General features: G+C 35.4%; 21 protein-coding genes. 1 reads left to right on the forward strand and 20 read right to left on the reverse strand.

Features of this window, described 5'->3' with window-relative positions; all coding sequences use genetic code 11:
* Positions 1–81 precede the first annotated feature (81 nt).
* The 19 genes from ACY0M5_RS19110 to ACY0M5_RS19200 all read right to left on the reverse strand — a co-directional run bounded on the left by ACY0M5_RS19110 (position 82) and on the right by ACY0M5_RS19200 (position 16,923).
* On the reverse strand, positions 82–1,509 hold the full coding sequence (locus ACY0M5_RS19110; RefSeq protein ID WP_461630252.1) for a GspE/PulE family protein: 1,428 nt from the start codon (positions 1,507–1,509) through the stop codon (positions 82–84).
* Complete coding sequence (locus ACY0M5_RS19115; RefSeq protein WP_461630253.1) at positions 1,500–2,003, reverse strand: hypothetical protein; 504 nt, start codon at positions 2,001–2,003, stop codon at positions 1,500–1,502. Before ACY0M5_RS19115 ends, ACY0M5_RS19110 begins: the two co-directional genes overlap by 10 nt.
* 13 nt (positions 2,004–2,016) lie before the next feature.
* Positions 2,017–2,430: a type IV pilin protein gene (locus ACY0M5_RS19120; RefSeq protein ID WP_461630254.1), complete on the reverse strand. Its 414-nt coding sequence runs from the start codon at positions 2,428–2,430 to the stop codon at positions 2,017–2,019.
* 56 nt (positions 2,431–2,486) lie between these two features.
* A complete protein-coding gene (locus tag ACY0M5_RS19125; RefSeq protein ID WP_461630255.1) occupies positions 2,487–3,632 on the reverse strand; it encodes a type II secretion system F family protein in 1,146 nt (381 codons plus the stop codon).
* Positions 3,622–4,107 (reverse strand): hypothetical protein, encoded by a 486-nt coding sequence (locus ACY0M5_RS19130; protein WP_461630256.1) that lies wholly within the window; start codon positions 4,105–4,107, stop codon positions 3,622–3,624. Before ACY0M5_RS19130 ends, ACY0M5_RS19125 begins: the two co-directional genes overlap by 11 nt.
* Positions 4,091–4,465, reverse strand: a complete 375-nt coding sequence (locus ACY0M5_RS19135) for a prepilin-type N-terminal cleavage/methylation domain-containing protein (protein ID WP_461630257.1) — start codon at positions 4,463–4,465, stop codon at positions 4,091–4,093. The genes ACY0M5_RS19130 and ACY0M5_RS19135 overlap by 17 nt, the downstream gene beginning before the upstream one ends.
* A complete protein-coding gene (locus tag ACY0M5_RS19140; protein WP_461630258.1) occupies positions 4,453–5,703 on the reverse strand; it encodes a hypothetical protein in 1,251 nt (416 codons plus the stop codon). The genes ACY0M5_RS19135 and ACY0M5_RS19140 overlap by 13 nt, the downstream gene beginning before the upstream one ends.
* A complete protein-coding gene (locus tag ACY0M5_RS19145) occupies positions 5,687–6,343 on the reverse strand; it encodes a toxin-antitoxin system YwqK family antitoxin (RefSeq protein WP_461630259.1) in 657 nt (218 codons plus the stop codon). Before ACY0M5_RS19145 ends, ACY0M5_RS19140 begins: the two co-directional genes overlap by 17 nt.
* 41 nt (positions 6,344–6,384) lie before the next feature.
* Entirely contained in the window at positions 6,385–7,227 is an 843-nt protein-coding gene (locus ACY0M5_RS19150; protein WP_461630260.1) for a hypothetical protein, read from the reverse strand.
* Between the two features lie 6 nt (positions 7,228–7,233).
* Complete coding sequence (locus tag ACY0M5_RS19155; protein ID WP_461630261.1) at positions 7,234–8,100, reverse strand: coiled-coil domain-containing protein; 867 nt, start codon at positions 8,098–8,100, stop codon at positions 7,234–7,236.
* Complete coding sequence (locus ACY0M5_RS19160) at positions 8,097–8,984, reverse strand: hypothetical protein (protein ID WP_461630262.1); 888 nt, start codon at positions 8,982–8,984, stop codon at positions 8,097–8,099. Before ACY0M5_RS19160 ends, ACY0M5_RS19155 begins: the two co-directional genes overlap by 4 nt.
* A gap of 6 nt (positions 8,985–8,990) precedes the next feature.
* Positions 8,991–9,833, reverse strand: a complete 843-nt coding sequence (locus tag ACY0M5_RS19165) for a hypothetical protein (protein WP_461630263.1) — start codon at positions 9,831–9,833, stop codon at positions 8,991–8,993.
* A complete protein-coding gene (locus tag ACY0M5_RS19170) occupies positions 9,830–10,714 on the reverse strand; it encodes a hypothetical protein (RefSeq protein ID WP_461630264.1) in 885 nt (294 codons plus the stop codon). The genes ACY0M5_RS19165 and ACY0M5_RS19170 overlap by 4 nt, the downstream gene beginning before the upstream one ends.
* A gap of 8 nt (positions 10,715–10,722) precedes the next feature.
* A complete protein-coding gene (locus tag ACY0M5_RS19175; protein ID WP_461630265.1) occupies positions 10,723–11,193 on the reverse strand; it encodes a hypothetical protein in 471 nt (156 codons plus the stop codon).
* A complete protein-coding gene (locus ACY0M5_RS19180; RefSeq protein ID WP_461630266.1) occupies positions 11,186–12,142 on the reverse strand; it encodes a hypothetical protein in 957 nt (318 codons plus the stop codon). The genes ACY0M5_RS19175 and ACY0M5_RS19180 overlap by 8 nt, the downstream gene beginning before the upstream one ends.
* Before the next feature lie 261 nt (positions 12,143–12,403).
* Complete coding sequence (locus ACY0M5_RS19185) at positions 12,404–12,925, reverse strand: hypothetical protein (protein WP_461630267.1); 522 nt, start codon at positions 12,923–12,925, stop codon at positions 12,404–12,406.
* A complete protein-coding gene (locus ACY0M5_RS19190; RefSeq protein ID WP_461630268.1) occupies positions 12,922–14,124 on the reverse strand; it encodes a hypothetical protein in 1,203 nt (400 codons plus the stop codon). The genes ACY0M5_RS19185 and ACY0M5_RS19190 overlap by 4 nt, the downstream gene beginning before the upstream one ends.
* A 100-nt stretch (positions 14,125–14,224) precedes the next feature.
* Positions 14,225–16,114 carry a type II secretion system protein GspD gene (locus ACY0M5_RS19195; protein WP_461630269.1) on the reverse strand — a complete coding sequence of 630 codons (1,890 nt, stop codon included), beginning with the start codon at positions 16,112–16,114 and terminating at the stop codon, positions 14,225–14,227.
* A 593-nt stretch (positions 16,115–16,707) separates the two neighbouring features.
* Positions 16,708–16,923 carry a hypothetical protein gene (locus tag ACY0M5_RS19200; RefSeq protein WP_461630270.1) on the reverse strand — a complete coding sequence of 72 codons (216 nt, stop codon included), beginning with the start codon at positions 16,921–16,923 and terminating at the stop codon, positions 16,708–16,710.
* A gap of 412 nt (positions 16,924–17,335) precedes the next feature.
* On the opposite strand from ACY0M5_RS19200, the gene ACY0M5_RS19205 reads away from it, so the two are divergent.
* Complete coding sequence (locus tag ACY0M5_RS19205) at positions 17,336–17,494, forward strand: hypothetical protein (protein WP_461630271.1); 159 nt, start codon at positions 17,336–17,338, stop codon at positions 17,492–17,494.
* 233 nt (positions 17,495–17,727) lie between these two features.
* On the opposite strand, the gene ACY0M5_RS19210 is transcribed toward ACY0M5_RS19205, so the two are convergent.
* The gene (locus ACY0M5_RS19210) at positions 17,728–18,522 is read right to left on the reverse strand and encodes a YARHG domain-containing protein (RefSeq protein WP_461630272.1); all 795 of its coding nucleotides are present in this window, start codon (positions 18,520–18,522) and stop codon (positions 17,728–17,730) included.
* Positions 18,523–18,526 lie beyond the last annotated feature (4 nt).

Genomic DNA, 18,526 nt, shown 5'->3' on the forward strand with positions numbered 1-18,526 from the left:
ACCTACAAGCATTTAAAACAGCAGATTGGTCAATATAAATAATAAGTTATTTATATTTATTCTACATATAAAACAAACAAGTTAGATGAAAAATGGATAAACTTCTTCGATTGAAGTAAGTTGGGAAGCGAATAGATCCCAAGCGGAGTTTTTCAAAAAGCGAATTTCTTCATTGAATTGTAAATCCTCAATATTCATGGTATTTTCACGAATAAATCGGGATACTTCTTCTTCTACGGGAATTAACTCGTAAATGGCTTTACGACCTGAAAATCCTGTATAATAGCAATGTTCGCATCCAACAGGTGCTGAATGGTATTTTAATTGACTTGGTGGGATAAATCCAGGTGGAAACAATGATTTATCTACGGATTTTTTAGTCTTGCATTTAGGACATAATAAACGAATTAAACGCTGAGCCATTGATAAATTGATAGTGCCGGCTATCAGGTAAGGAGGAATATCCATATCGATTAATCGAGAAATGGTTCCCCATGCTGAATTCGTATGAATGGTTGAAAACACCAAATGACCGGTTAAGGCTGCCCGTATTGCCATTTGAGCTGTTTCTCTGTCACGAATTTCACCCAGCATAATAATATCAGGATCCTGACGAAGAAATGTCCGTAAAGCACTTGAGAAGGTTAATCCAATATCTTCTTTTAACTGTACCTGATTGATTCCTTCCAATGTATATTCTATCGGGTCTTCAATGGTTAAAATATTGCTCTCTTCTTTATTTAATAGTTGAAGAGTAGCATACAGGGTGGTTGTTTTCCCTGAACCTGTTGGTCCGCTTATTAATACTATTCCATTGGGCCGCTTAATGGAATTCATGTAAATTTTTAACTGCTCTTCGGAAAAACCAAGTTGCTCCAAAGAATGCTTGCCGGCATCTTTACTTAGTATACGCAAAACTATTTTTTCACCATTCATGGTTGGCAGTGAAGAAACTCTTATGTCAAATTCGCCAATATTTCCTTTAAAGAAAATCCGGCCATCCTGAGGCAAACGTTTTTCTGCAATATCTAAATTGGCCTGAATTTTTATTTTATTGATTAAAGCAGGGTATTCTTCACTTGATATGCGATATCGTTCAACCAACTTGCCGTCAACCCGGAATCGAATACGGGCAATCTCCTCATAAATCTCAATATGAATATCACTGGCTCCGATTCCGTATGCTTCACTAATCACTTTGGGTAAAAAATCATCGTAAGCACCTGAAAAATTTTGAGTTTTCTTCTTACTGCCAGAAGAATTCTGAGGATAATAGCGAACCAAGGCATTTTTAATCAATTCTCCTTTTACATCCCTAAATTGAATTTCACATCCAAACAGTATCTCCAACTCGGCCTGCAATTCATCTTGATCCAATTCTGATGCACAGTAAAATTCCAAGACTCCTGTTTCTACCTTGGCAGGAATAATTTGATAATGCCAGGCCTGATCACCAGTAATGGTTTGCACTAAATCTGTCGGGATCTGTAAGTTTTGATCTATATCCATTGGTAAATCCAGTATTCGTTGAAAGGGTTAAAAGAAGCAGTTAGTTGAACTGCAAAAGTAATTAGCAAACATAAGGCCTGAAATCCTGCCAAAGGAACAGTTGTTTTTCGTTTCATAAAAAACACTGAAAACAGTAATGACAACAAAAGACTTACGATAGTAAACAGAACGAAATTAAGAGGCGAAAAACAAATTCCAACAACTCCAAAAAACAATACATCTCCTAAACCTAAATAGTTCCACAAAAGTATTTTGGTATCTCTAAATCGTAAATACAAATAAGCCATTACTGTAACAATCAGAACTCCAATAATCAGAAGATTAACTCCAAAATGTACAAGCAATTGAATAAGGGGCAACATTTGCGAAAAATAAACTCCACATAAGGCAAAAGCTATTGGAAATAAGAACCAATACACCTCCCGTTGCATAACATCCTGAAAAAAAATAAGTATCAGAATACAAGAAATAGCGATAAGCAAAATAGAATCCATAATAAAGAAAGGATTAATCTTTTACGATCTCGATCAACTTCTTGTTTTGATCCATCTCCCATGTATTGAAAACTCCATCGCCATCAAAATCAACAACTGCCGTAGCTCTGGCTTTAAAACCTGATGCATTGGCTTCTATAATTTCAATTAAGAAATTTGCTGAACCGTTATCTGTTACCAATTTTTCCTGTTCAAAACCTAGTTCTTCTGCATTGGTAGAATACTTGGAATACATGTAAAAATAATTCTTCTCCAATGTATACAAATGTCCGAGTTGTGTTTGTGCCTCAACACTTTTGGCTTTGGAAATCAAAGGCATCAAATTTGGCAATGCAATCAATACCAAGATTCCAATTATTACCAAAACAACCAGCAATTCGTTTAATGTGAACGCTGAAACTTTCCTGCTAATTAGTTTATTTTTCATTGTATTAAATATAAATATTATGAATTTTACAACATCCTATTTTCTCACTTATCGTTTTACGCAAATGAATTACTCATTTGGAACATTGGCAAATACATTGCCACTAAGATTACTGCAACCAAGAGCCCTACAAAAATTATTAGAATTGGCTCCAGTAAACCGTTTAATATCCCAACCTGGTGCTGCAATTCTTCGGTATACTGCTTGCTAAGGTTATTATATATCTTATCCAATTGATTAATTTCTTCTCCTACCTTTGTAAGGGATTTTATTTTAGCATCGAAAAATGAAAAATGTTCCATTCCCTCATGCAAAGTCTTTCCGTGCAATATTTCATCTTCAAAATGCTGTAAAGCCTGTTCAAAAGGATAAAAGGAAATCATCTTTTCCATTAATCGAATCGCTCTTAAGAGCGGAATTCTAGCACTCATCAACAGTGACATCGTTTGACAGAACCGCGCCAAATATGCCTTTTTCAACATAGTCCCAATAACAGGAACTTTAATTGCAAATTGTGATGAGTATTTGCGAAACCAAGTTTTTTTCCGAATACTCATCAATCCAAAAACAATACCTGCCAACACAAGGAGACCTAACCAAAAATTTTCCTTAAATGCTTCGGATGCATTCATCACCATTTTAGTTAACATCGGCAACTCGCCATTAAAACGGCTAAAAATATCGACAAACATCGGCACGATAAAATTCATCATGAAAATAACAACCAGTAAAGCTGTAGCAATCACAATTACAGGGTAAGTGAATGTACTTATCAATTGACGACGCTGTTTTATTTTATTCGTAAAAAACAGCGCTAAATCAGTCAAAACTTCTTTTAACCGACCTGTTTCTTCCCCAATACCAATACTGTAACATTCATGTGCGGAAAATTGACCTGTTTCTCTCATTATTTCAGACAAATTCTGTCCGGCAATTAAATCTTCGTACAATCCGTTAAAAAGCTCTATTTCCTTTTTCTTTTTCTGCTCGTCGCAAATAATCTTTAAAGCGGTTCGCATATCAATACCGGCAGAAAGCAACATTCCCAAACCAGCATAAAAATCTTCTTTTTGCTTATCCTTTAACCGGTTACCCGAAAATGAAATCTCTTTGTTTAAGAAATCAAAAGTCCCTTTCTCTGACTTCTTTATTTTCTTAACTGTTTTTTTGGGTGCAGTTATTTCTTTCAGATTAATGCTCATGATTCTTCTCCTCCCAATTAAATAAGATTGCTTTCCCGTATTCCTTTCGGAACAAAAACGAATTATTCATGCCCTCTTCACCAATTTCAAAATAAAGTTCCTTTACCCACGGCAATCCATCCTCATTAATTACTCTAACATTCCTTGGTTTAAATAAAAAAGTATCCCTAACATCTCTTTTCTGCAATAGTAAGCGTTCTTCCTCCAACACACACACTCCAATTACAATACTATCTTTAAAAACCAACACTTCATCAAGCATCTGTATTGTATGAGCCTTTTGAAACCAATTTGTTAATGCTCCCTGCACCAAAAGAACTTCAGACAATTTGCCGGCATTCCTTTCCTGCATTGCTCTATATTGTTGAAAATGACGAAAGCCCAAAAGAATGATTCCAATCACCAGTACGGTAAGCACCATCACCATAATGATTTCAACCAAAGTAAATGCTGCCATTTTATTCTTCCTGAACATTAGCATCTGGCTTTAGGTTAATTAATCTCCACTTTTCAGCTAACAATCTATTTTCAGGAGTCATTGCTTTCATATATAAAATGAGTACATCCTTCTTCCCTTCCAAATTTGCAAGCTTCTCATAAATCAACATTCCATTTGCCTGAATTGTATCTTCGCGCAAAACAGGATTTGTTTCCATCATATAAACACGATTTCGCATCCAAATTAATGCTCGGGTACGATGCACAGCATTGTAATTCTTACCTGTTTTCACAACAATAGTCATGGCCATAGCCAAAACAATCATGCCGATCATTAAAGCCATAATAACTTCTATAATTGTACTTCCTTTTATGCGTTTTTTTAAAACAAGCATTCTAAAATTTGTTTTTTCGTAGAATTACCAAACCAGGAAACCCCTACATACGATGATTTTAAATCGGAAACATCCAATCGATTGTTTAACAAATGATTTTCATACAAAGCAGAAGGTGTTTTCAATAAAAAGCGATTTACATAAATGCTTCCCGCTACATCTCCTTCCATCTCAACTGTTCCATCGCAATAAACAAATCCTTCTAAACGAGTACCCTCTCCAACTTTTAGTAGAGGAGAATCTTTCTTATTCATTCCCATTACTACAATTTCGCCAGCAAAACGAACCGATTTATCAATAATCAATTTTTTCGACTCATTACTGCCATTCATATAAATGACCGATGGAAGTGAAAAATGACTGTTTTTGCCAATAAAAACAGAATCTCGGGCAAAAATCTGAACCCTGCCTTCAAATCCTTCCTCAAAAACGATTATTGGCGCTGCCAAAATACATTGATCCAGCTTTACGCCGTTTTTTACACGAATCTCTTTCTGAGATACGACTTTCACATTTCCTTTTATCGTTATATAATCCAACAAAATCAGTTCCGATGACCATAAACACAAGGACTTCTTTTTAAAAGATGCCTTCAAACTATCTACTTTTCCCCCTTCCCATAACATTACACTATCTTTCTCGAAATCCACAACAAACTGATCTTCAAAAATATCCTGATAGACTGGTTGAATGGCTGGAATAGTGGCCTCAGAACTTCTAATATCTCCTTGAACAGCCTTGGCTCGATAGTATCCTGTTCCATCCACATAGGATTTACGAATGCCCAAAGCGGGCAAATCAACCGGGCCACCCAACCATGTTTCGCCACAAACAGAAAGATATCTGTCTCGATCAGTTAAATAAAGCGATGGTCGTTCTTCATCCCATATATTATCTCCAAACAGCAGGCTTTCTTCTTTAACATGATGACGCCATGATGTTCTTAAATTTACAACTTTGTATACCCCCCAATCGAATACATTCATGTCGACAATTGACTGCGGGGATTCAAACAAATTGATCTGCTGAAGACCAAGTCTTTCACTCATTGCCGGATCATTCTTCAATAATACTTTCACAGATTCCAAATTATCAAATAATCTATCCTGTACCAAAACTTCATTTACCTGCTGATTGGAATAATGTGCACGCAACATGAACATGCCCATCAGAAAAAAAACGAGCAAAGAAAGTAATACAACAAATTGCAATGCTCCCGCTTTAATCTTTTTTGTCATCAGGTTTTATTTCGGCATTTTCCTCTTTTGTCAATTTCAACTTTATTTTAGGCTCTTTTGGTTCCCTTTTCTTTCTCTTCTCTTTTTGCTTAACAGGTTTAATTAATGGCTCTGCCGATTTTTTAATCATTTTTCCGTGACGATAGGTTTCCACAAACAGAGAGTCAGTAGTTTGAATGATCCGTTTACCATGCAATTGGTTAGACTTATAATTTGCTTTCTCCCAGGTTAGCATGGAATGATAGTTACTATCCAGTCCATCCTGCAAACCATTCTTCCATGTTGTGGCTTGTACCAATTCCCCTTTCTCATTCCAGTATTTCCAAACTCCAGCCTTCTTCCCCAAATCGTATTTCCCTTCCGAAAGCAATTGTCTATCTGCATTAAACATTTTGCATATCCCATGTAACAAAACACCTGAATAACCACCTCTATTCCTATGTATTTGATCAAATTGAAACCAATGATACACTGTTCTTAAATCTGCTTCTACATCAACTTTATCGACCAAAACACGACAGTGAATTTCATTTCCACCTTGTTGGATCACAACTGGCCGGGTTTGAAATTCATCATTTCTATTTTCAGCATGAATAGTAGAACAACAAGAAATCAGAAGTATAAATAAAATTGTACGCATGAGTATTCGGTTTATCAGTTAATATTCTTTTAGAGCAACAATTACTTTTTCAGTTTCTCAATTTCTTTCTTTAATATCTTAATCTCATCAGTTTGAGATTTCAAATGAGTATTCTGATTTATCAGATATAATGTCAATTCCTCAATCTTTTGTAATAACTTTTGGTTCATCTCAGATTGATTCACTCCATTTTCCTGCATTTCTTTTGCCGGGGCAATTTCGGGCAAGTGTTTGTTCTCAATAATGTAATCTTCTAATTCCTCTATGGGACGAAGTACATAGTTCTCTCCGAATACAAAATCGGCTCCTTGCATATCAACCTTTAACTCTCTTGCTCTTATTGTTCCTAGAACATCAAGTTTGTAAGCTGGAGAGGATGTGCCAATTCCGATATTACCAACTTCTGATGTCATAAAAATTTGATTAACAGCACACTGCTCAGTGATATTCTGTTTATCGGATATGTTATAATCTAAAATGTCAATTGAAGAATAACCAACTGCATCTACCAACCATGATCTAATATTTAAAAATGGGTACGATGCAGTAGTATGTACCACAAAATCATATTGAGTACTACTCTCATATACCATAAATTCATATCTTGAATAAGCTCCTCCATGAACTTCCTGATTTATCTTTATTCCATCTCGCGATGAAATAAAATATTCATTTTCAGCTAAATTACTATTGTGCCAATTACCTCCATTAATGATAATTTTTAATTTCTGATATACACCACTACTCGATTTTGACAAACTTCCAGCCAGATAATACCTATCATATCCACTATTCCCTAGTCTTATTGACCTTCCAACATATTCCTGTCCAAAGACAGAAAATGATAGAATTAAGATCCAACCTATAATTAATACTCTCTTCATCTGGTTTTATTTTTTGCTTTTATTTTTCAATTCTTTATTCTCCTCTTGCAGATCTGTCACCTTTTTGTTCAAATCAATCACATAAAGCGTTAGCTCCTCTATTTTCTGCAATAACTTTTGGTTCATCTCAGATTGATTCACGCCATTAAACTGCATTTCTTTAGCTGGTGCAATTTCTGGAAGGTGTTTGTTCTTACTAATGTAATCTTCTAATTCCTCTATGGGACGAAGTACATAGTTTTCTTCGAATACAAAATCGGCAGTTTTAGCCTCTATTTTTAATTCTGTTGCTGTTATGGAGCCAGCTACATCAAGCTTAGAGGATGGCTCTCTTGTTCCAAAACCTATATTCCCATTTCCACTATAAAAAACACAAGTATTTACATCTGTACTTGTATTCCATATTTCTTCTCCTTGCGGAGAGTCTTCCACGCTAAAAAAAACAGCATACGAGTAGCCTCTCACCATAAAAGTGAAACCAACATGATAAACTGGTGTTTTTATAAATACATCGTAACCGTTATTACCATTTTTATCAACATTTCTATATGCATACCAATCAAAATCATTTGATGCATTTCCATGCAAAACTAATGTGGGCTTCTGGTTTGAATCAACTTTTTGAGGAAAAGTAAAATTAATTAAACCTCCTCCTGATCCATAATAATTCTGAAACATCAAACTTCCAGAAACGCCACCACGACTCCAACCAACATCATTAATACGAAAGAGTTTTAACCATTGCTGTTCTCCCGTATGATTATAGAATTCATAAACCCGAATTTGCGTAGCTTCAATATCGCCAATTATAGTTTGTGACTTACCAACAAACATATTGATCAAACAAAAAAATAGTAAAACATTTTTTTTCATTTTTTCAGTGTCAAATTCTTTAATTCTTGCTGTATATCTTTCAACTCTTGATTCTCACCTTTCAAACCATTTATTTCTTTTTGTTGTTGAATTGCATATAAAGTCAACTCCTCAATCTTCTGCAATAACTTTTGGTTCATTTCCGATTGATTCACTCCATTTTCCTGCATTTCTTTTGCCGGAGCAATTTCGGGCAAGTGTTTGTTTACACTTACAAACTCTTCAACTTCTTCAATTGTTCGAAGCTGATAATCTTTCTCGAATACAAAATCGGCTCCCTGCATATCAACTTTTAACTCTCTTGCACGGATAGTACCAACAACATCTAGTTTGTAAGCTGGGTTTGTTGTTCCAATTCCGACATTACCGTTATCAGCCCATTTTCCATTAGGGAAATAAATATTCCCCGCAAAACGGTTCTCATAGGGTACAACCATTACATTACTACTATTCAAAGCTTCATCGACAATTGTCCATCCTGCAAACATACTACTCGTTTCTCCTTTACCATTTGCATAAGCCCGAATTGTAAATCGATCATAAAAGTTCCGCTCATTGATGAAAATTACAATTTTACCATTTTCGACAGCAAGTTTAATTTCAGGTGTATATCCTCCATAAGATGATACTTTAGGAGAATAAAACACACCTCCATAAACATACCAAGTTATTGCTAATCCAATTGAATTATGCTTACCATAGCAATTCCCTTCCAGAATAATCGTAGGCATACTTATCCCATGTTGAAAAGGAATATTAGTTTCTATTTTAACCCCGTGAGTTGGTGTTCCGTTGTAATAGTAATTTACAACAGGCGTATAAACCTGCGAATAAAGTCCTGTGGTAAATAGCAATAATGATACAATTACTAATATTCTCTTCATCAGTTCTTACTTTTTAGTTTCTTTTTTCAATTCTTGATTCTCCTCTTGCAAGTCGGTCACCTTTTTGTTCAAATCAATCACATAGAGTGTTAACTCTTCTATTTTCTGTAATAACTTTTGATTCATCTCAGATTGATTCACTCCATTTTCCTGCATTTCTTTTGCCGGGGCAATTTCTGGAAGGTGTTTGTTTACACTTACAAACTCTTCAACTTCTTCAATTGTACGAAGCTGATAATCTTTCTCGAACACAAAATCGGCTCCCTGCATATCAACTTTTAACTCTCTTGCACGAATAGTACCGACAACATCAAGTTTATAATTTGCAGTTGTTGTTCCTATGCCAACATTTCCACCTCTGGATACGGTAAAATGATTTTTAATATCTCCAATAGCAAACAAATAATTCACATCATATTCATTAACTAGGTAACCAGATGGAATTACACCGTCACTCCAATTTACAGCATCCCATCCTGAAATTTGGACATTATCTTGAATAGAACAATTCACACTACCCGATCTTCTTACGAAAACTTCCAAATATTGTGTATCGTAAGTATTTTTAGTCAAAACCCTCACTTTTGTAAAAGTTAATTGATTATAGTAATTATGATTAATTAATGAAAAACTTTGACCACTTCTATAATTATAAGACGTACCTAGCTTAAATTCTAAAGTAGAATGACCTCCACTTGATATATAATCCCACAAAATAAACCTTGCGTTTGCACGATTACCTGAATTCTGAGCAATACGATACCATTTCCCAGCTACTACAGTTTTTGTTTGTGAAAATAAATTTTGAGTTGTGATAACAATAAAGAGTACTAATAACAGCCGTTTCATTTTTTCAGTATTAAATTTCTTAATTGAATAATGTCATTTTCCTGTTTTTTAAATTGCTTATCAAAGGCTGCAATTTTCTTTTCTTGTGCAATTGTATAAAGGGTTAGCTCCTCAATCTTCTGCAATAACTTTTGGTTCATTTCCGATTGATTCACTCCATTTTCCTGCATTTCTTTAGCTGTAACAATTTCTGGAAGATGTTTGTTCTCAATAATGTAACCTTCCAATTCCTCTATGGGGCGAAGTACATAGTTTTCTTCGAATACAAAATCGGCTCCCTGCATATCTACCTTTAACTCTCTTGCTCGAATAGTACCAAGAACATCGAGCTTGTAAGCCGGAGTACACGTGCCAATCCCGATATTTCCATTTTGGTGCATTGCCAAAACCCCTTCGCTTGTTTTCAACATAAGACCATAATAACCTGCCAATTGAACCGTTCTCTTAGTCTTCTCATAAGACAAAGAGGTAAAATTACTATAACCTATACCATACCAAGGACTATCATTTATTCTATCATTAATATTCCCGGAAAGACTAATCCTAGAAGCATTTATCCCATCCCCAATAACCTCTAGTTTCGCATTAGGGCTAGAAGTTCCTATTCCAACATTACCCCCATTAAAGTAACTAGTACCATGTGACTTAATGAGTACTTTTAACAATCCGTCACCATCTTTAAACCACAATTGACCACTCTTATCACTTGTAACTTCAAATCTAGAAACAAGTATATTCCCTGAATTATAAACATCATAAGACCTCGCAATACTACTTCCTTGATATATGGATATGTTACCATCTTCAGGAAACACGTTTGTCTGCGAAAATAAATTATGCGTTATAAAAACAACAAGAACAATAAATAATAACTTCTTCATAATATCCCTTAATTATTTTTTATAAAGGTTCTCTTCATATCTTCCCTTTTCATCACAATAGAGTCAGAATAAATTTTATCTACTTTAAAATCTTCATACTCTTTTCCTTCCTGCACCAAAAGATTTTTAGAGTTTATTTGCAAGATCCCTACAATTTTCTTTTTGTTTACAATGCATCCGCCATAGGTCATGTTGGGCCAGTTCCATACATAAACTTGGTTCATTTGTGAATTCTCCGGCGTATTTTCCAAAGCTCCATTCTCCTCGATTCTAAGATGCTTCAGGAATGGATCCGGATAATTTAGCAATAGGCTAAAATCATCAGTAATATCTGAAGCCAGCTTACTTCTAATTGCCGGCAATTCAGAATTTGGCAATTCGACATCAGGATTAGCTTGTTCAAGCACCCGATAAATAATATATCCCCATAGGATTAAGACCAATGGCAACAATACATATATGGTTTTCTTGTTACTCATTCGCTATTGTAAAACTAAATGCTGTTGTATACTCACTTTCATTTCCAGCCTTATCGAGAGCTTTCACTCTCCAATAAAAAGTTCCTTTTTCTGAAAATGTTATATCGTACTGTCTGGCATCCACTTCTTTTTCTTCAAGCAGAGTAGTTAAGCTCTGATCGGAATAAATCTGAATAAAAAAGACAATTGGTGTTAGCTCATTATCTTCTAGATGGGTCCAAATAAGCGTTTGGCTCAATCCGTTCACACTTGCCTTATCTGCAGGAGCAGAAAGAGTTGCTTTATTAGGTTCTGTTATGTCAACAACCAAGTTGCGATAGGTAACAGGCGTTTCTTCATTATTTACTGTATCACGAGCTAATACACCCCATGCGTAGGTTCCTTCTTCCAAATCCAATGTTAATTTAGTATCGGTAAGAATTTTAGGATCGATCACATCTTCACCTGACCAATCGGTTTGATGAAGTTCGAACTGATACTCATGAGCTATGCTCAATTCATCCCAATCGAAAACAATTTGGTTCACATTCAACTTAGCCTCTTTACCGGGTGATATCAATATCACTTTTTGTTTGGTAATGTCAACAGGTTCATTAATGACTAACTTTCTGGAGATAAAATCAGTAGTATATGCAGAATTTTCAGCCCTTACCCGCCACTCAAAATTTCCAGGGTAAAGGGTATGCTCAAATTTATTGCCTGTAATTAATGTATCCAATTCCAAACGCACAATGTCTGTAAAATCAGGATCTGCAATTTGAAGCCGGTAAGCATCAGCTCCGTCAACAAAATCCCACCAAAAAGTCAGACTCTGAGTTTCGGTTGATACACCATCAGCCGGGCCAAGAAGCTCAACACTATCATCTTCTATATCCTCCTCGGTAAAATCACTGCAAGCAATGCTTAATCCAAGTAAGATTATCATTACATAAAAATATCGTTTCAACATATGTGTGTATATTTTAGTCTCAAAAAATTAGAATCAAGTATTAAACCAAATTAACATCAAAACATGCCTTATAAAATGTTTCTTTTCAGCTATATCTTCGTTAAAAAAGATGCATCGTAACATGGCTGTGCTTTACTTTTTTGCCTCGATACAGCTAAAAATTAATTCATTTTAATTAAAGTCTGTTTTAAAATTAAATTGGTAGTTAAAACATGCTCCTTTACCAATTTTAATTATTCAATAACTTTTTATTTATTAATCTTAATTCACTGTTTGCAAATAAATTGTAAGACTCAAATACTCCTCACGTGTACGCTTGTCTTTCTTCAATAAAAAATGCAAAGCCGAAACTTTCCCCAAATATGTATCCTGTTCCAAAAAATAAACCATTTTAAGCAATCTGCTGTAGGTTCCTTCCACTTCCAACAGGTAAGTTTCTACACTGTAATCGTCTGTAGATAGTTCATGCGGCAATGGAAATTCACGAATCGTCAATGCATTTTGTTTGCAATAAACAGAAAGCTTCTGAAAAATCTCTTCTTGAGATATATTGCCCGAATGGGTACCTATTCGTTCTTCAATCTCTTTCAATCGTTGCTTTAAAATCTGTATTTGCAAAGGAGCATCGCTCAAACGATCCACTTGATCTTCTAACTGATTTACCTCTGCTGAAAGTTTTACCGTATTGGAAACAGCAAACGAATACACCAACAATCCTCCAAGCAAAAAAGCCAAAGGAAGAAGTTTCATTTTCGTGTTGTATGTTATTTTTTTCAGATTCATTTCACACGTATTTCGAGAATAAATTCAGCAGGTTCATTTTTTTGCTTTAAAAAATATTCTTGTTTCTCTACTTTATCAACCCATTCCTCTTTTTTCAAATTTTGAATCCATCGGTTCAGATCCATTGGTTGGTCGGTTTCCCCTTGTACCAAAATATTCCCCACATTGTATTGAATCTCTTTTCCTTTCCGAATCTTTTTTTGAAGAGGATTTACTTCCATTGACTGCAAGCGAACACTTTCCGGCAATTCAACAACCAATCTATCGGCATAGAAACACAATCTACTTTGAGTATTCAAACCGCTTTTTAATAAAAAATCTTCCTTCTGAGAAAAATCTATTTTTAAAGCATCTAATCTTGTGAGTAAGTTCCGGCCTGTTTCAACCTGAGCTGACAATTGAGATTGTTTCTTTCGAAGAGAATCAAAAACGAAAAAGTTGATCAATACGGAAAGAAAAATCACAACTAAACTTAAGGCACCGCCTTTGATCACAACTTGACGTGCAAAGAATTCATCAGCTAACACTTGTACCTCTTCCGGTAAATTTCTGCTTTCCCCAACAACCAAAGTAGATAAGCCCGATGCAAATGGCAGCAATTGATTGGCCCACAGATTCTCCCCGCCCAAATGATAATATTCCTGAGGTTTTGTTTCTGATTTTCGGTAATCATTCAACTTCCCATTTACAAACTGAAGCTCCACTCCGGGCACCAATAATTTTGCTTCCCCTTCCGGTAAAAGTGAAGACAAGGATTGAAAACAAATTGGTCCCAAAAAAATATCAACAATCCATAAATTGTGTTCCGAAAATTCTTTTATAATGGATGCTAACAAATCTCGACGCATTAAGGCAAGCAACATTCTCCCATCAGTCATATCCATCTGCTGCACCACGAACTCCTCTGTCCGAACATTGGGTAAAACAGCTTCCACCCCCTGCTCCATTTGTTCGGCATTCACTTTTTTTATCAGTACACCTGAACCAGAAACACACAGACTAATTCGACTTTGAGCAGGCACTTGTTCCCAAAAATCATCAATTGATCTTATCCCTTCCCCTTTATTGGCTAGTTGTATATCATCCCGCTTCCGCCGGAGTTCAATCATGTCTGCCTGCCAGTTTTCCGCTCCTTTTAATTGAAGCGAAACACCAAACAGCTGATTGCTTTTTGTAAATTCTTTAAGCTTTTCTTGCATCTGTTTATAATTTTCAGGCTGTTGTCAGATGAAACTTAGCATGAACCAATAATGATCCCCTAGTGTCAAAATCACTTTTGTATGGACGTTTAGGATCTCTTTACCCAATTATGGTAGGCTTAATTAAAATATTTAATTTACTTTTTGAATCCTCTTCCTGTCTGCTGGAAAAAAACCATTTTAGAATGGGTATTCTTGATAAAAAAGGAATGCCACTTGAGGTTTTGCTCTTTCTTTTCTCTTCCAATCCTCCTAATAATATGGTCTCCTGATTTCCAATACGAATCATCGATTTAAACTGACGGGTTACTTTTCCCGGAGGAGCAAATTCTGAAATTCTGGTTGTTAAATCTGACTGATTAACATCTATTTCAAGAGTAATATTTCCATCGCCGGAAACAAAAGGTTTTATCACTACTTTTAACTCCGCTTCTACTGGTTTATAAGTCGTCTGGCTCGACAATTGCGGATTCTGAGTTCCATAATAATCGTTGCGTTCTTCTTTGTAGTATTCTGTCTCTCCAATCACCAAAGTAGCCTCGTGCCCATTTAAGGTTGACAACCTTGGAGTTGAACGCAAATCAATTTTCCCTTGGGTTTCCAAAGCTTTTAATTTCACATAGAAATTAGGAGCTACCTTTCCTAAATTGGTCAGCCCCAAATCCCCCAATAAATTATTCACCGAAGAAGAACTTAGGGTCATGTCTACTCCGGATAAAATGGTTCCTGATGTTTCCACGGATTCTGAGCCCAAACCAGCTTCAATACCTGTCTCTTCACCTCTCTTGTCGGTTACCTCCATAATGATTACATCAATCAAAACTACAGGAACCAAACGATCTACTTCCTTTAGAAACAGGTTGAATTCATATATTCTATCTGCTCCGCCCATCACCACGAAACTATTCAGCTCGGCAAATTCTTTAATTTCAATTTCCCGGGTTAAATCAGCAGGAAAGTTTTCCTTTAGCTTCTCAACCGAACGAAACTGCAAAGGCAATAACTTGATGGTCTTAATTTCAGGGTTTGTTCTGTCTCCTACAAAACACACATCATTCTGAAACTTATAGGTACTTGCTCCTCCTTTAAACAAATAGTAGAGAAATTCTTCCCAGTTCACATTTTTCAGATGCAGATTTACATTTCCTTTGGGAGTGTTAAGTATTGCATATTTCTGATTTACTTCTTGAGCCACATAGGGAAATAATTTATCTATCGGATAATTATCAACATCAATTGTAATATCATCGGACGAAAGCACTTCCAACTTTGTGCCGGCCAGCATACTAAGTTTTAGATTTTGAACAGGCGGTTGGTTGGATTGCGAACTGCCGTTTCTTGAGCTATTCGCCAATTGATGTTCCAGCACATACAAAAGTTCATCTTCCTTTTTTACACGCAGATTATTCGAATAGGCCAATTGCTGCAATGCTTTATAAACATTCATATTCTGAACAAAACCATTCACTTCCTGCCCCTCCAATCCTGGCGCAAGAATTAGGTTCTTTCCACTTTTCATGGTTATTTCCCGGGCAACCTCTCCCAAACGGGCATTCGTAAAATCGTAGGACAATGTTTCGTTCTTTTCATTGTACTCAATATTTGGTGCAGGAGGTAAAGCGGTTGTCTGATAGGGCATATCCAATTTAATAATGTTCCCCATTACCTGCAATTGCAAATTGTATTCCCTGCACAAAAACAGCAAAACATCCTTTGCTTTTACCTTCGAAAAATTATTACTTACGTAGATTTCCAAACCCGTTGGGATACTTAAATTCAACTCTACATCGTTGGCCAAAGCCCTTAAAAATTCATCAACCCGGCTTCGGTTTACACTAATATTTACTTCTGAATTTAAAGCGGGAATTTGTTCTTTCGACAAGTCTTCCAAAACCTGTTGCAGACTATCTATTTTCACTTGTGCTGACAATTTTACCGGCACCACAAATAAAAATAACAACACGAATAAACTAAAATGTATTTTTTTCAAGATATATTAATTTCAGGGTTCTATTATTGTTGTGTGTAATTGTGTGCAAACAGTATAAATTGCTTAACACAAAGACATACAAGGCAAGCATTTACTTATGCTAATAACATACAATAACAATGCCTCTAAAATAGCATTATTTATGTTTTGTCGCAAAATAAATTAACTATCTATACTAAATTTAATTAGCGGAAGAAAAGTACTCTTTTAAACTCTAAAAACACCCGCTCTTCACTACGAAGTGTTATTTGTTCAATGTAATGTGTTCAGCACAAAACCAGATGATTCCACACTATGTAAATATTAACACCCGCAACAAAACAAATGGTGATTAGGTAAAGCATTAGCCGACTTAAGATGCATCATTGACATATTAATAAAATAAATGTCCCTGAAAGCTTCGTTAGACTGGTCTGTACAGAAAACGGCCTTCAATTCTCCAATAGCCGATTCGTTTTGAAATACCTTTTTCTGGTTAATTTGCTCCCTGCTCCGGCTAATTAAGCCGGGTGGCTGTATTTTTGTGAGATGAATCCGGCATTTTTGATCATGCGTCTGTCTTTTTGAGAGCTCAGCCTCTATTTTTTCTTCGGCTATTCTGACTGCAAGGGAGAGTGACCTCCCTTTTTGCCAGGTGCAGTTCCAAATAAGCTGGAACTTTCTCCCAATTTACCAGGCCATGCTCCCAAATAGCCAGTTCCCTTCTGGCGAAAAGCCAGCACGCTCTCACTTAAACTTAGGTTTAGCTCTTTCCAAACAAGAACCCATTCGCTAAAAGCCAGCCAGATGTGCAAAAAAGAGGAATGCACCCTATTAAAAGAAGGAATGCCTTAGCTAATAACCAAAGTGGAATAATGCACAATTGCAAAACTGTTTATAGATTTAAGGCATAACAAAGCCCAACACTTTTAATTAAGTATTGGGCTTTAATTTTCAGTTATCGCAACAAGTCACAGACTTGCTGCATGTGGGGGTCTCATGCCGGCCGCATTCTTAAGTACTTTGTAAATAGACAGTGCTATGGTTTAGTTGGGTTTGGATGCTCAGGCGGGATTTAATGTCGCTTATTTCTATAGTTTGAAAAAAGTTTAAAATATTTTTAGCTCTTATAAAGGGTTGTCAACATGGATACTTTCGGTAAAAAAATAGCTGCACTTAGAAAAACCAGCAAAATGTCGCAGACAGAACTGTCTAAAGCTTTAAATACTTCAACTTCTGTAATTGGAAGATACCGAACGTGACGAGATGACACCATCAATTGATGCTGCTAGAAAACTAGCTAAAATCTTAAAAACTACCGTAGGATATTTACTTGGAGAGACTGAACAGGAAGATCTATTCAAAGATCCTGATATGCTTAAACGCCTGAACGAGATTTAAAAAATGAACCAGGAAGATAAAGGACATATTCTTTCCGTAGTAGATGGGTTCATTAAATCAATTAAGCTTAAAAATATTACTGCGCTATAAAAACAAAGCCTACTAACATTAATGTAAGTAGACTTATATTTTTGCTTTTTTTATGGCTTACCTAAAGCACAAGTTGCAAACTTGCGCTAGTTGGTGGGTTATATTTTGCTTTCTATTTTAGCATACTCAAACTATCAAAGGTTTTAATGAGATGCTTTTAAAATATTCTTAACATTTATCTTCTCTATTATAGATAGCTTATCATTTACATCGTAATATTTTGGAATATACCATATTTTATCTGTAAAATATTCCTTCCATTTTTCTGTTTTAAAGATATAGCCATGACTAGCAAAAATTTCATTTCTCATTATATCTAAACTAGATTTATCCATTTTCATTAGTTCTGATAATCCAAGTATTCTAACTGTAGTCTCAGGATATTCTCGTCCTTTTGAAGGTTTGATTAGTTCTATCAAGCTAATACTCCTTTCTTTAATTCTCAAATAAGAATAATCCATTTTAGAAACTATTTCTTCATCAAGATCATTAAGCTCAACCGTTTTCTTTATAACCTCTATTAAGCTATCATTGACTATATCGACATCACAGCGCACTCCTCCCTCATAATCAATCATATTGCTACCAACTACTTTTGTCTCTACAACATTCTCATTTTTCGAAAAAAGAATAGCCAATAATGAAGAAGAATAGCCTCCTTCAGGATACATTGCTTCAATAATAAATACCGAACCATTCTTTACATCTATTGATTCAATAGCAAATATTGAAACTACATTATTATCAATTATAGATTCCCCTAATAATTTACGTGATAATTCAACAGGAACTTCTATCTTCTGACAATCTTGAGATGGCTGTAAAAAGGTAGACTCAAAAAAAGATTTAAACTTACCAAAATCTTTATTTGATATATCCTGAGAATATACGCATGAAGAAACGAACACCCATAGTAAAAATATTAGTTTTGTTTTCATATCC

It is taken from the genome of Labilibaculum euxinicum, assembly GCF_963678175.1.
Taxonomy (GTDB): Bacteria; Bacteroidota; Bacteroidia; order Bacteroidales; family Marinifilaceae; genus Labilibaculum; species Labilibaculum euxinus.